General features: G+C 68.7%; 12 protein-coding genes and 1 riboswitch. Of the genes, 5 read left to right on the top strand and 7 right to left on the bottom strand.

The window, feature by feature from the left end; genetic code table 11:
- Positions 1 to 84: 84 nt before the first annotated feature.
- The 3 genes from OG257_RS13340 (at position 85) to OG257_RS13330 (ending at position 2,705) form a co-directional block, all read left to right on the top strand.
- Positions 85 to 1,077 (top strand): tetratricopeptide repeat protein, encoded by a 993-nt coding sequence (locus OG257_RS13340; protein ID WP_329207556.1) that lies wholly within the window; start codon positions 85 to 87, stop codon positions 1,075 to 1,077.
- Positions 1,078 to 1,158: 81 nt separating this feature from the next.
- A complete protein-coding gene (def, locus tag OG257_RS13335) occupies positions 1,159 to 1,797 on the top strand; it encodes a peptide deformylase (RefSeq protein ID WP_329207555.1) in 639 nt (212 codons plus the stop codon).
- Between the two features lie 170 nt (positions 1,798 to 1,967).
- Positions 1,968 to 2,705 (top strand): D-Ala-D-Ala carboxypeptidase family metallohydrolase, encoded by a 738-nt coding sequence (locus OG257_RS13330; protein WP_329207554.1) that lies wholly within the window; start codon positions 1,968 to 1,970, stop codon positions 2,703 to 2,705.
- Positions 2,706 to 2,777: 72 nt separating this feature from the next.
- Here OG257_RS13330 and OG257_RS13325 read toward each other — a convergent pair whose 3' ends face one another.
- Positions 2,778 to 3,752: a GlxA family transcriptional regulator gene (locus tag OG257_RS13325; RefSeq protein ID WP_329207552.1), complete on the bottom strand. Its 975-nt coding sequence runs from the start codon at positions 3,750 to 3,752 to the stop codon at positions 2,778 to 2,780.
- Between the two features lie 81 nt (positions 3,753 to 3,833).
- Here OG257_RS13325 and OG257_RS13320 point away from each other — a divergent pair, with 81 nt between their 5' ends.
- Positions 3,834 to 4,046: a hypothetical protein gene (locus tag OG257_RS13320; RefSeq protein WP_329207550.1), complete on the top strand. Its 213-nt coding sequence runs from the start codon at positions 3,834 to 3,836 to the stop codon at positions 4,044 to 4,046.
- A gap of 16 nt (positions 4,047 to 4,062) precedes the next feature.
- On the opposite strand, the gene OG257_RS13315 is transcribed toward OG257_RS13320, so the two are convergent.
- From OG257_RS13315 to OG257_RS13290, 6 genes are all read right to left on the bottom strand, one after another.
- Entirely contained in the window at positions 4,063 to 5,079 is a 1,017-nt protein-coding gene (locus OG257_RS13315; RefSeq protein WP_329207549.1) for a ribonucleotide-diphosphate reductase subunit beta, read from the bottom strand.
- A complete protein-coding gene (locus OG257_RS13310) occupies positions 5,079 to 7,484 on the bottom strand; it encodes a ribonucleoside-diphosphate reductase subunit alpha (RefSeq protein ID WP_329207548.1) in 2,406 nt (801 codons plus the stop codon). The genes OG257_RS13315 and OG257_RS13310 overlap by 1 nt, the downstream gene beginning before the upstream one ends.
- 137 nt (positions 7,485 to 7,621) lie before the next feature.
- Positions 7,622 to 7,749: riboswitch (cobalamin riboswitch) on the bottom strand.
- A gap of 48 nt (positions 7,750 to 7,797) precedes the next feature.
- A complete protein-coding gene (locus OG257_RS13305; RefSeq protein WP_329207546.1) occupies positions 7,798 to 8,298 on the bottom strand; it encodes a GNAT family N-acetyltransferase in 501 nt (166 codons plus the stop codon).
- Positions 8,299 to 8,429: 131 nt separating this feature from the next.
- Positions 8,430 to 10,067 (bottom strand): monocarboxylate uptake permease MctP, encoded by a 1,638-nt coding sequence (gene mctP, locus OG257_RS13300; protein ID WP_329207545.1) that lies wholly within the window; start codon positions 10,065 to 10,067, stop codon positions 8,430 to 8,432.
- Positions 10,064 to 10,318 carry a DUF3311 domain-containing protein gene (locus tag OG257_RS13295; protein WP_329207543.1) on the bottom strand — a complete coding sequence of 85 codons (255 nt, stop codon included), beginning with the start codon at positions 10,316 to 10,318 and terminating at the stop codon, positions 10,064 to 10,066. The genes mctP and OG257_RS13295 overlap by 4 nt, the downstream gene beginning before the upstream one ends.
- A gap of 180 nt (positions 10,319 to 10,498) precedes the next feature.
- The gene (locus tag OG257_RS13290; RefSeq protein WP_329215064.1) at positions 10,499 to 11,263 is read right to left on the bottom strand and encodes a GntR family transcriptional regulator; all 765 of its coding nucleotides are present in this window, start codon (positions 11,261 to 11,263) and stop codon (positions 10,499 to 10,501) included.
- Between the two features lie 286 nt (positions 11,264 to 11,549).
- Here OG257_RS13290 and OG257_RS13285 point away from each other — a divergent pair, with 286 nt between their 5' ends.
- On the top strand, positions 11,550 to 12,848 hold the full coding sequence (locus OG257_RS13285; RefSeq protein WP_329207542.1) for a sugar ABC transporter substrate-binding protein: 1,299 nt from the start codon (positions 11,550 to 11,552) through the stop codon (positions 12,846 to 12,848).
- Positions 12,849 to 12,920 lie beyond the last annotated feature (72 nt).

The raw sequence follows: 12,920 nt of genomic DNA, 5'->3' as shown, positions 1-12,920 counted from the left end.
GTAATGAGCGAGCGTCCACCCGGGCATGGTTGGATGCGAAGGAGAGCGGAAAACGAGGGTGCCCAGTCGGGACAGGCGGGAATCGTGAGGATCTTCGGGAAGGTACGGCATCGGCCATCCGCCTCTTGGCGGCAGGCCACGGACCGCGCGTTCACGCTGATCGGCGACGGCCGGTACGAGGACGCGGGGGCGCTGCTGACGCGCGCGGCGGATCTGGAGCCCTGGCTCTCGGAGTCCTGGTTCAATCTGGCGCTGCTGCACAAGTTCAGGCACGACTGGGAACAGGCCAGGGCCGCGGGCCTGCGCGCCGTCGCCCTGCTCGACAGGGAGTCCGGCGCCCCCGACTGGTGGAACGTCGGGATCGCGGCCACCGCGCTGCAGGACTGGCCCCTGGCCCGCCGGGCCTGGCAGGCGTACGGCCTCAAGGTGCCGGGCAGCGGCCAGTACAACGCGGCGGCCAACAGCGAGCCGACGGGCATGGAGCTGGGCAGCGCTGCGGTACGGCTGTCGCCCGAGGGCGAGGCCGAGGTCGTCTGGGGCCGCAGGCTCGACCCCGCGCGGATGGAAGTGCTGTCGATCCCTCTGCCGTCCTCCGGCCGGCGCTGGGGCGAGGTCGTCCTGCACGACGGGGTGCCGAACGGCGAGCGGATCACGGCGGCAGGCCCGTCCTACCCCGTGTTCGACGAGATCGAGCTGTGGGCGCCCTCTCCCGTACCCACCTGGGTGGTGCTCCTGGAAGCCGCCGAGGAGGCCGACCGGGACGCGCTGGAGCAGCTTGCGTCCGACGCCGGGTTCGCGGCGGAGGACTGGTCGTCCTCCGTGCGGCTCCTGTGCCGGGCCTGTTCGGAGAGCCCGATGGAGAGCGACGAGGGCGACGGGGAGCACCTGGACCCGCACGACCACAGCGAACCGGGCCACCCGGGCCCGCTGGGCCACCGCACCGCGGGCGACCTCTGGGTTCCGGAGCGTGAATGCGGCATAGCGGCGCCGGCCGGGCTCGTGCGCGGGCTGCTGGACAGCTGGGTCGCGGACAGTCCGGACAGCCGTGAGTGGCGCGATCTGGAAGAAGTCTGCTGACCGGTGCCCGTAGGCTGTACGGGCACCGATTCCGGTGCGGTTCTCACTGGTTTCAGGTTTGCAGGAAGGCGTACGGCGGACATGTCGCAGCAGGAGACGGACGAGCAGGTCGGCGTGGACGATGAGGGATTCCTCGTGGACACCGAGGACTGTGAGGCGCGCGAGGCGGCGTACCGCGAGCGCGGCACCTCCCGCCCGATCACGGTCGTGGGCAACCCGGTGCTGCACAAGGAGTGCAGAGACGTCACGGAGTTCGGTGACGAGCTCGCACAGCTGATCGACGACATGTTCGCCAGCCAGCGGACGGCCGAGGGCGTGGGCCTGGCCGCCAACCAGATCGGTGTGGACCTCAAGGTCTTCGTCTACGACTGCCCGGACGACGACGGTGTGCGGCACGTCGGCGCGATCTGCAACCCGGTGCTCGAGGAGCTGGCGCCGGAGGAGCGCATCCTCGACGACTCCAACGAGGGCTGCCTCTCGGTCCCGACGGCGTACGCCGCACTGGCCCGCCCGGACTACGCGGTGGTGCGCGGCCAGGACGCCAAGGGCAACGCGGTGAAGGTACGGGGCAACGGGTACTTCGCGCGCTGCCTCCAGCACGAGACGGACCACCTGTACGGGTACCTGTACATCGACCGGCTCTCGAAGCGGGACCGCAAGGACGCGCTTCGACAGATGGACGAGGGCACGCCGCGCTACGAGGTCGTCGCGAACGGCTGAGCCGTCCCCCGAGGACATGGCCCTGCTGCCGGTGAGCCGGCAGCAGGGCCTTCCTGTTGCCCCGGCAGATGGTATTCAACCGCCAACCAGTGTTTCCCATGGGGTAGTTGACGCGCGTCGACTCGTCCGACAGGCTCACCCCTACACCTCACCGTGGTAGGGAGACCCCCATGCTCAGACGTACCGCACATCTGTTGCTCGGCTTTGTCATGACCATGGCTTTTGCCGTGGGTGGCGCCGTCGTCACCGCGGGCCCCGCGCAGGCCGACGGCTGCTACACCTGGACCCGCACGCTGTCGTCCGGAGCTTCGGGCGCAGACGTCACCCAGCTCCAGATCCGGGTGGCCGGCTATCCGGGGTACAACTCCGTGCTGGCCATCGACGGCTCGTTCGGACCCGCGACCGCGGCCGCCGTCAAGCGCTTCCAGTCGGCCTACGGGCTCGCCGCGGACGGCATCGCGGGACCGGCCACGCAGTCCAAGCTCTACTCGCTCCAGGACGACGACTGCACCCCGATCCACTTCACCTATCCCGAGCTCAACAACTGCAACAGCACCTGGGCCGGCGGCGCGGTGGCCGCGGGAACGGCCAAGGCCAATGCGCTGAGCTCGATGTGGAAGCTGGAGGCGCTCCGGCACGCACTCGGTGACCAGCCCATCCGTGTCACCAGCGGATTCCGTTCCACCTCCTGCAACGCCGCGGCGGGCGGGGCGTCCAACAGCCGCCATCTGTACGGTGACGCGGTCGACCTGGGGTCCGGAGCGCACTCGCTGTGCACCATCGCCCAGCAGGCCCGCAACCACGGGTTCAACGGGATCCTCGGCCCGGGCTACCCGGACCACGGCGACCACATCCACGTGAACCAGGGGCCGAGCCACTTCTGGTCGGCCTCCCAGTGCGGCATCTGACCGCACACGCACCGCTGCCGTGCCCCGTCCGGGACCGATCGATCTCCCGGGCGGGGCACCGCCGTTCGCGGCTCAGGCCGCGTCGGTCATGGAGACGGGACCCCGGAACGTGCGGCGGTAGGCGTTCGGCGTCGTCCCCAGCGAGCGGACGAACTGATGGCGCAGTGCCGCCGCGTTCCCGAAACCGGTCCGCCCGGCGATCGTGTCCATGGTCTCGTCCGAGGTCTCCAGCAGGTGCTGCGCCAGCAGCACGCGCTGCCGCAGCAGCCAGCGGTACGGGGTGGTGCCCGTCTCCTGCTGGAAGCGGCGCGCGAAGGTGCGGGGCGACATGTGCGACTGGGCGGCCAGCTGCTCGACGGTCATCTCCTGGTCGAGATGGGCCTCCATCCAGGCGAGGGTGTCCCCGACCGTGTCGCACCGGGTGCGGGGCAGCGGGCGCTTGATGTACTGGGCCTGGCCGCCGTCCCGGTGCGGCGGCACCACCATGCGGCGGGCGATGGCGTTGGCGACGGCCGGACCGTGCGCCTGGCGGACCAGATGCAGGCAGGCGTCGATCCCCGCCGCCGTGCCCGCCGACGAGATGACCGGGCCCTCGTCCACGTAGAGCACGTCCGGTTCCACGATCGCCTTCGGGTAGCGGCGGGCCAGCTCGGCCGCGTGGCGCCAGTGGGTGGTGCAGCGGCGGCCGTCCAGCAGCCCGGCCGCGCCGAGGACGTACGCCCCCGAGCAGACGCTCAGCACCCTCGCTCCCCGCTCCACGGCCCGGCGCAGGGCGTCCAGGACCTCGTCCGGGTACTCCCGCTCCATGAAGTGGCTGCCCGCCGGTACGGCGATGAGATCGGCCTCCTCCAGCCGGTCCAGCCCGTACGGCGTGCTGATGGTGAACCCGGCGTGCGTCCGCAGGACCGGGCCCTCGGCGGAGACGACCGCGAAGTCGTGGACCGGCAGCCCCTCGTCGGAGCGGTCGAGTCCGAACACCTCGCACAGCACGCCGAGTTCGAAGGGGTGGACCTCGTCGAGCAGCAGAGCGGCGACATTCTTCAGCATGACGACAGTGTGGCAGTAATTCGATGCTCTATGACAGTCCTGCCACTGACCGAATCCGCTCGCACGGACGACAGTGGAGCCATGAACACATTCCTGAGCTACCTGGCCACAGCCGCACTCTTCGCCTTCGTCCTGCTGCCCGCGCTCGCCGGGCTCGCACGGGAGCGCCGGATCGACCGCGAGCTGCGGGACGCGGAACGGCAGCGGTCCGCGCAGCCCCCGGAAACGGCGGGCGCCGCGCAGCCGGTCACGGCCACGCGGCGCCCGTTCGCCGGAAGTTGGGCGAGGACCTGAGGTCTTTCGCCGAACCCTAGAAGTCGTCGTCGAAGCCGACCGAGCCCTCCACCGCCACCTGGTACGCGGAGGGCCGGCGCTCGAAGAAGTTCGTCAGCTCCTGGACCCCCTGCAGCTCCATGAACGAGAAGGGGTTCTCGGAGCCGTAGAGCGGCGGGAAGCCGAGCCGGGTGAGCCGCTGGTCGGCGACACACTCCAGGTACTGGCGCATCGACTCCGTGTTCATGCCGGGCAGGCCCTCGCCGCACAGATCGCGGCCGAACTGCAGCTCCGCCTCGACCGCCTCCTTCAGCATGTCGGTGACCTGCTGCTGGAGGGCGTCGTCGAAGAGCTCCGGCTCCTCCTTGCGGACGGTGTCCACGACCTCGAACGCGAAGTTCATGTGCATGGTCTCGTCACGGAACACCCAGTTGGTTCCCGTGGCCAGGCCGTGCAGCAGGCCGCGCGAGCGGAACCAGTACACGTACGCGAAGGCGCCGTAGAAGAACAGACCCTCGATGCACGCAGCGAAGCAGATCAGGTTCAGCAGGAAGCGGCGGCGGTCGGCCTGCGTCTCCAGGCGGTCGAGCTTCTCGACCTCGTTGATCCACTTGAAGCAGAACTGGGCCTTCTCGCGGATGGAGGGGATCTCCTCGACCGCGTCGAACGCTGCCGCACGGTCATCCGGATCGGGCAGATAGGTGTCGAGCAGCGTCAGATAGAACTGGACGTGCACCGCCTCCTCGAACAGCTGACGCGACAGGTACAGCCGCGCCTCCGGGGAGTTGATGTGCTTGTACAGCGTCAGCACCAGGTTGTTGGAGACGATCGAGTCACCGGTCGCGAAGAACGCGACGAGCCGGCCGATCATGTGCTGCTCGCCGGGGGAGAGCTTGGCCAGGTCGGAGACGTCGGAGTGGAGGTCGACCTCCTCCACCGTCCAGGTGTTCTTGATCGCGTCCCGGTAGCGCTCGTAGAAGTCCGGGTAGCGCATGGGGCGCAGCGTCAGCTCGAAGCCCGGGTCGAGCAGGTTCTTGGTGGTGTCGGAACTCATTACTGGCAGGCCTCGCAGGACTCGGGGTTTTCGAGCGAGCAGGCGATGGCGTCCGCGTCGGGCGCCGAAGCCTGCTGTACGGGAATGGGCGCGGCGGCAGCGGCCGTCCCGGATGCCGCACGGGCGATCCGGGTCGCCGGACGCGAGCGCAGGTAGTACGTCGTCTTCAGCCCCTGCTTCCAGGCGTACGCGTACATCGAGGAGAGCTTGCCGATCGTCGGCGTCTCCAGGAACAGGTTCAGCGACTGGCTCTGGTCGAGGAACGGCGTACGGGCCGCCGCCATGTCGATCAGACCGCGCTGCGGGATCTCCCACGCCGTGCGGTACAGCGCACGCACGTCCTCGGGGATCCAGGCGAAGCCCTGCACCGAGCCGCTCGCCTCGCGCAGCGCCTCCCGGGTCCGCGCGTCCCACACGCCGAGCTTCTTCAGCTCGTCCACCAGGTACGCGTTGACCTGGAGGAACTCACCGCTGAGCGTCTCGCGCTTGAAGAGGTTGGAGACCTGCGGCTCGATGCACTCGTACACACCGGCGATCGAGGCGATCGTCGCCGTCGGCGCGATGGCCAGCAGCAGCGAGTTGCGCATCCCGGTCTTCGCGACCCGGGCACGCAGCGCGTCCCAGCGCTCCGGCCAGTTCAGCTCGGTGTCGTAGTGGTCGGGGTGCAGCACACCGCGGGCCGCGCGCGTCTCGGACCAGGCGGGCAGCGGGCCCGAACGCTCCGCGAGGTCGCACGACGCCTCGTACGCGGCCAGCATGATCCGCTCGGAGATCCTCGTGGAGAGCGCGCGGGCCTCGGGCGAGTCGAAGGGCAGCCGCAGCTGGAAGAAGACGTCCTGCAGGCCCATCGCGCCCAGGCCCACCGGGCGCCAGCGGGCGTTGGACCGGCCGGCCTGCTCGGTCGGGTAGAAGTTGATGTCCACCACGCGGTCGAGGAAGGTCACGGCGGTGCGGACCGTGGCGTCCAGCCGCTCCCAGTCCATCTCCCCGCCGACGACGAACGCGCCGAGGTTGACCGAACCCAGGTTGCAGACGGCCGTCTCGCCGTCGTCGGTGACCTCGAGGATCTCCGTGCACAGGTTCGACGAGTGCACGACCCTGCCCGGCTCAGCGGTCTGGTTCGCGGTCCGGTTGGAGGCGTCCTTGAACGTCATCCAGCCCTGACCGGTCTGGGCGAGCGTCCGCATCATCCGGCCGTACAGCTCACGGGCGGGCATCGTCCTGCGGGCCAGGCCCTTGGCCTCCGCCGCACGGTATGCGGCATCGAACTCGTCGCCCCACAGGTCGACCAGCTCGGGGGTGTCGGCCGGGGAGAACAGCGACCACTCGGTGTCCGCGTCGACGCGCCGCATGAACTCGTCGGGGATCCAGTGCGCCAGATTCAGGTTGTGCGTGCGTCGCTGGTCCTCGCCCGTGTTGTCGCGCAGTTCCAGGAACTCCTCGATGTCCGCGTGCCAGGTCTCCAGGTAGACGGCGGCGGCACCCTTGCGGCGGCCCCCCTGGTTGACCGCGGCGACCGAGGCGTCGAGCGTCTTCAGGAACGGCACGATGCCGTTGGAGTGCCCGTTGGTGCCACGGATCAGCGAACCCCGGGCGCGGATGCGGGAGTACGAGAGGCCGATGCCCCCCGCGTGCTTGGACAGCCGCGCCACCTGGTGGTAGCGGTCGTAGATCGAGTCGAGCTCGTCCAGCGGGGAGTCCAGCAGATAGCAGGAGGACATCTGCGGGTGCCGGGTGCCGGAGTTGAACAGGGTGGGCGAGGAAGGGAGGTAGTCGAGCCGGCTCATCAGCCCGTACAGCGAGGCGACTTCGTCCAGGGCGCGCTCGGAGGTGTCCTCGGCGAGGCCGGCGGCCACCCGGAGCATGAAGTGCTGAGGGGTCTCGATGACCTGGCGGGTGAGCGGATGGCGCAGCAGGTAGCGGCTGAACAGCGTCCGCAGCCCGAAGTAGCCGAAGCGGTCGTCGGCCCCGTCGGCGACAGCCTGCCCGGCCAGCGCGTCGAGGGCGTCCGCGTGCAGCGTGACGAACTCGGCCGTACGGTCCGCGATCAGGCCCTCGCGGTGGCCGACGGCGACCGAGGCGGAGAAGGAGACGGCGCCCTGGCCGGCGGCCTCGTCGGCGATGGTGCGGGTGAGGAGCCGTGCGGCGAGCCGGGAGTAGGCGGGGTCCTCGGAGATCAGACCCGCGGCGGCCTCGGTGGCCAGCGAGCGCAGCTCGGCCTCGTCCGACCGGGCGTTGCGGCCGCGCAGCGCGGCGGCGGCGACCCGTCCGGGGTCGGTGTCGGGCAGATCGACGGTGAGGTCGGTCAGGGTCCGCAGCAGTGCGGTCCCGGGCCCGTCGGGCGTGGCGTGCGTGGACTCGGCTGAATCGACCGCTGAAACCGGATCGGCTGGCGCGATGGTCACTGGGACTATCCCTCGCTCGGCTCGGGGCCGGCGGGAGCGGGGGCAGCCGGGCAGGGCGATGCCCGGGTCGGGGCAGCACTGCTCACGGCGTCCACCGGCCCTCCGCGAGGCCCGGACGTCTGGCGTCCGGTTCGGTCGAGCCGGACGCGCTGTCGGCAGGTCTTCGGACTCCCGGGTGCGCAGAAGCACACCGATCACACCGTTGCGGGACAGTTCCGGATTCGCACCGGATTCCCCTGCGGAGACAGCGAGCACGAGCATACATGTGGGGGCCGCCGGACAGTGCAGCCCCCACATGTTGTGTCGCGCTCGATCAGAGGTCCAGACGGAATGTCAGGAGCGAGATGTGCTCGACGGGCTTCCAGTCCCGGTCCGGAGTCCGTACGAAGCCCAGGCGCCGGTAGATCCGATGGGCGCCGAGCATGGCCTGCTGCGTCGACAGGACGAGACCGGAGACGCCCTCCGTGGCCCGTGCCCGGTCGATACAGGCCCGCACGAGCGCCTCGCCCGCCCCGCGCCCACGGGCTTCGCGGGAGACGGCCAGCATCCGGAATTCGGCCTCGTCCGCCCGGGCGATGTCCGCCCACGGGCTGCCGGGTGCCGCGTAGGTCACGCCGCCGAGCAGCGTGCCGTCACCGCCCACCGCGACCAGCACCTCCGCCTCGGCGGCCCGGCGCCCGACCGCGCGCAGCTCGGCCAGATAGGGGTCGTCGGCGCCGAAGTCCAGCAACTCGTCCGCGAGATACGCCTCGGCGGTGATGCCGGCCAGTGCCTCGTGCTCCTGGGGGCCGACGGGCCTGATCGAGATGTCCATGGGCGGGAGTCTGCCGCAGGCGGAGGCGAGGGTCGAACTCCTTTGCGGCGGGACGGGAACGGAGCGGGCCGCCGCGCCCCCGTGGGGGACGTGGCGGCCCGCTGCGGAACCAGGCTCTCGCCGGGACGGGGTCAGTGACCGCCGCCCGGGGCGCCCACGGTGGCCGGCGGGAGTTCCACCTTGACACCCGGGTCGCCCGCGTCCGCCGTGTAGTCGGACGGGGAGGTCTCGTCGATCCCGGCCGGTGCCTTCAGCGCGTTCAGGACGAAGGTCAGCACGATCACCACGACGACGTTCAGCACGAACGCGGTCAGACCGATGTAGCCGATCTCCCCGATGCCGGGGATCTCCTTCGAGGACCCGCCGAAGTGCTTCTGGGTCGGGCTGGCGACGCCGTACGCGGCGACCGTGCCGTAGATCATGCCGACCGCCCAGCCCGCGATCAGGGCCCAGCGGTGGAACCACCGGGTGAACAGGCCGCCCACCAGGGCCGGCATCGTCTGGAGGATCCAGATCCCGCCGAGCAGCTGGAAGTTGATCGCGACCGTCTTGTCCATGGTGAGGACGAAGGCGAGCGCACCGACCTTGACCAGGAGCGAGACCAGCTTGGAGACCCTGGTCTCCTCGGCCGGGGTCGCGTCGGGCTTGATGAAGTCCTTGTAGATGTTGCGGGTGAAGAGGTTCGCCGCGGCGATCGACATGATCGCCGCGGGCACCAGTGCGCCGATCCCTATCGCGGCGAAGGCCACACCGGCGAACCAGTCGGGGAACATGTTCTCGAACAGCTGCGGAATGGCCAGCTGGCCGTTGTCCACCTTCACTCCGGCGGCGATCGCCATGAAGCCGAGCAGGGCCAGCAGACCGAGCATCAGCGAATACAGCGGCAGGATCGTGGTGTTGCGCCGGATCACGTCACGGCTGCGGCTGGAGAGCGTCGCCGTGATGGAGTGCGGGTACATGAAGAGCGCCAGCGCCGAACCGAGTGCCAGCGTGGCGTATCCCCACTGGCCCATCTCGCCCGGGACGAGGCCGGCGACGGGCTTCCCCGCAGCTTCGTTCTTGGTCGAGAACGCCTCGCCCGCCTTGGCGAAGATGTCGTCGAATCCGCCGAGCTTGATGGGGATGTAGATGATGGCCACCGCGATGACCAGATAGATCAGACCGTCCTTGACGAAAGCGATCAGCGCGGGCGCGCGGAGCCCCGAGGAGTAGGTGTACGCGGCGAGTACGGCGAACGCGATCAGCAGCGGCAGGTCCTTGATGAACCAGTGCGTGGTCTCACCGCCGCCGACGCCCATGACGTCCAGCACGGCCTGGATGCCGACGAGCTGGAGGGCGATGTACGGCATCGTGGCGAGGATGCCGGTGACGGCGACCGCCAGCGACAGCCCCTTCGAGCCGAAGCGTCCGCGGACGAAGTCCGAGGTGGTCACGTAGCCGTGCTTGTGCGAGACCGACCAGAGCCGCGGCAGGAAGGTGAAGATCAGCGGGTAGACGAGGATCGTGTACGGGACGGCGAAGAAGCCGGCCGCGCCCGCCGCGTAGATCGCCGCGGGGACCGCGACGAAGGTGTACGCCGTATAGAGGTCACCGCCGAGCAGGAACCAGGTGACCCAGGTGCCGAACGACCGTCCGCCCAGGCCCCATTCGTCGAGGCTCGCCTCGTTCTCGGCCTTGCGCCAGCGCGAGGCCATGAATCCGATGACCGTGACGGCCAGGAAGAAGAAGATGAATACGGCGAGTGCGACGCCGTTCACGCCGTCCTTCATGCTGACGCACCTCCCTTGCGGGAGCGCTGGTCACGCTGCCACAGCTTGTACGCGACCATCGTGAGAGCGGTCGAGATGAGCACCCAGAGCATCTGGTACCAGTAGAAGAACGGGATGCCGATAAAGGTCGGATCGACCTTCGCGTACGAACCCACCCAGAGCATCGCCACGAACGGCGCGATAAGACAGAGGGCGATAATCACCCTTGTGGGTGTCACTGTTGGTCGTTTCACGACCGTATCTTCCGGCATGTGGCGACTCCGTCCCCTCGCTGATCACCGATTGCAATGCGCACGAAATCTAGGCGAGGGTTCCGGCCACCGTCACCCCCCGTCCGCATTGCGGTCCTGCAACGGTCCTGCGTCGCCCGAAATGACTGATCCCCCTGCGCCGGCAGGGGGATCAGTCATATCGGTATTCCGGGGCTTTTCTCAGTCGGTGGGCCGCTTCAGACGGGCCACGAACTTGTACCGGTCGCCGCGGTACACCGAGCGGACCCACTCCACCGGCTCGCCGTCCCCGTCGATCGAATGCCGGGACAGCATGAGCATCGGCAGGCCGACGTCCGTACCGAGCAGTCCCGCCTCGCGCGGGGTGGCGAGAGAGGTCTCGATGGTCTCCTCGGCCTCGGCGAGCCGGACGTCGTAGACCTCCGCCAGCGCCGTGTAGAGAGAGGTGTACTTCACCAGCGAACGGCGCAGCGCGGGAAAGCGTTTGGCCGAAAGGTGGGTGGTCTCGATGGCCATGGGCTCACCGCTCGCGAGCCGGAGCCGTTCGATGCGCAGGACCCGTCCGCCCGCCGTGATGTCGAGCAGCCCGGCGAGCGTGTCGTCCGCTGTGACGTAACCGATGTCCAGCAGTTGGGACGTGGGCTCCAGACCCTGGGCGCGCATGTCCTCGGTGTACGAGGTGAGCTGCAGCGCCTGGGACACCTTCGGCTTCGCGACGAACGTGCCCTTGCCCTGGATGCGCTCCAGCCGGCCCTCGACGACCAGTTCCTGCAGGGCCTGGCGCACGGTGGTGCGCGAGGTGTCGAACTCGGCCGCCAGGGTCCGTTCGGGCGGCACCGGCGTGCCGGGCGGCAAGGTGTCGGTCATGTCGAGGAGATGGCGCTTGAGCCGGTAATACTTCGGGACGCGCGCCGTTCGCGTACCCGCGCCGGTCTCGCTCGTACTGCTGGCCCCGTCGGCACCCATGGCCCGCCTTCCCGACTGCTGCGTTGCTGCCGTCACCGGCTCCTCCGTCTGTCGCGGCTCACATGGTGGCACGGTCCGGTCACGGGTCGTCGCCCTCCCTTAGATGTCGGTCCTATAACGGACGCGAGTGCACTTCTTATACACCCTTGACACCCCTAAAGGTCTAGGCCAAGCTCCCGGTACTGGTCTAAACCATTAAAGACCAGGTCCCAGACCCACAGGCAGTACTGGTCGTACATTTCCGCGGTGGGCGGGGGGTTGCTGGTATCCCTGAGGAGGGTGTGGCATGAAGCGCAAGCTCATAGCGGCAGTAGGCGTCGCAGCGATGATGACCGGTATCGCGGCGTGTGGTGGGGACAGTGGCGACAACGCTTCGAAGGACCCGAAGGACCGTACCGAGAGCCTGACGGTCTGGCTCATGGTCGACGCGCAGAGCACCTGGCCGGAGCTGGTCAAGGATGTCAACGCCCAGTTCAAGGCGAAGTATCCCAAGGTCAAGGTCAACGTCCAGTACCAGCAGTGGGCGGACAAGGCCAAGAAGCTCGACACCGCCCTCGGTGGCGACAAGTTCCCGGATGTCGTCGAGCTCGGCAACACCGAGACGATGCAGTACATCCTGAACGGCGCACTCGCCGAGATCGACCCCAAGAAGTACGACAACTCGGACACCTGGATCAAGGGTCTGAAGGACACCTGCACCTTTGAGGGCAAGCAGTTCTGCGTGCCTTACTACGCCGGCGCCCGTGTCGCCATTTACAACAAGGACATGCTCAAGAAGGGCACCGGCAGCGACGTGCTGCCGCAGACCGAGGACGAGCTGTTCACGGCCCTGGACAAGGTGCAGGCCGAGTACGGCAAGAAGGACAAGCGCTTCTCGTCCCTCTACCTGCCGGGCCGTTACTGGTACGCGGCCGCCTCCTACGTCGCGGCGTACGGCGGCTCCATCGCCGAGTACGACGAGGGTGCGAAGGAGTGGAAGGGCAACCTTTCCTCCGCCGAGTCCCAGAAGGGCATCGAGCACTTCATCAACCTGGTCAAGAAGTACAACAAGGCCGACCAGACGAAGGACGAGCAGGACCACGCCAACGTCATGGCCAACGAGAAGGCGGCCCTGCTGTACGGCAACGGCTGGGAGGCCGGGTCCGTCGTCGACGGTGCGAACAACGGCAACCCGAAGCTCAAGGACAAGATCGGGACGGCCGGCATGCCCGGCCCGAACGGCAAGGCGCTCCCGTCCTTCATCGGTGGTTCCGACCTCGCGGTGACCTCGAAGTCGAAGGTCACCGACCTGGGCCAGGAGTGGATCTCCCTCTTCACCAGTGAGAAGTCGCAGGAGGTGCTCGCCTCCAAGAACATCCTCCCGAACAACGAGAAGCAGCTCGAGCCGCTGAAGGCCAAGCCGGAGACCGCCGCCGTCGCCAACGCGGTGCCGGACGCCTGGTTCACGCCGATCGCGCCGGGCTGGACCTCGATCGAGAAGGAGGAGGTCCTGGAGAACATGCTCCTGGAGATCCTCAAGGGAGCCTCGGTCGCCGACGCCGCCAAGAAGGCCGACGGCAAGATCAACGAGCTGATCAACAAGTAGTCCCTGAGCCTTCGGCTCTCCAGGCGGGGGCCCGCGACACCGGGTCCCCGCCCCCTTTCTTTCTTAGGTAGA

Source organism: Streptomyces sp. NBC_00683 (assembly GCF_036226745.1).
Taxonomy (GTDB): Bacteria; Actinomycetota; Actinomycetes; order Streptomycetales; family Streptomycetaceae; genus Streptomyces.
The sequence above is the reverse complement of the archived record's forward strand: the minus strand, read 5'-3'. Positions and strand labels throughout refer to the sequence as shown.

What these genes read in the sequence shown, in the direction of transcription:
- def (WP_329207555.1), top strand. Translation starts at nt 1,159, where the DNA reads ATGTCGCAGCAGGAGACGGACGAGCAGGTCGGCGTGGACGATGAGGGA.
- OG257_RS13330 (WP_329207554.1), top strand. Translation starts at nt 1,968, where the DNA reads ATGCTCAGACGTACCGCACATCTGTTGCTCGGCTTTGTCATGACCATG.
- OG257_RS13325 (WP_329207552.1), bottom strand. Translation starts at nt 3,752, where the DNA reads ATGCTGAAGAATGTCGCCGCTCTGCTGCTCGACGAGGTCCACCCCTTC.
- OG257_RS13320 (WP_329207550.1), top strand. Translation starts at nt 3,834, where the DNA reads ATGAACACATTCCTGAGCTACCTGGCCACAGCCGCACTCTTCGCCTTC.
- OG257_RS13315 (WP_329207549.1), bottom strand. Translation starts at nt 5,079, where the DNA reads ATGAGTTCCGACACCACCAAGAACCTGCTCGACCCGGGCTTCGAGCTG.
- OG257_RS13305 (WP_329207546.1), bottom strand. Translation starts at nt 8,298, where the DNA reads ATGGACATCTCGATCAGGCCCGTCGGCCCCCAGGAGCACGAGGCACTG.
- mctP (WP_329207545.1), bottom strand. Translation starts at nt 10,067, where the DNA reads ATGAAGGACGGCGTGAACGGCGTCGCACTCGCCGTATTCATCTTCTTC.
- OG257_RS13295 (WP_329207543.1), bottom strand. Translation starts at nt 10,318, where the DNA reads ATGCCGGAAGATACGGTCGTGAAACGACCAACAGTGACACCCACAAGG.
- OG257_RS13290 (WP_329215064.1), bottom strand. Translation starts at nt 11,263, where the DNA reads ATGGGTGCCGACGGGGCCAGCAGTACGAGCGAGACCGGCGCGGGTACG.
- OG257_RS13285 (WP_329207542.1), top strand. Translation starts at nt 11,550, where the DNA reads ATGAAGCGCAAGCTCATAGCGGCAGTAGGCGTCGCAGCGATGATGACC.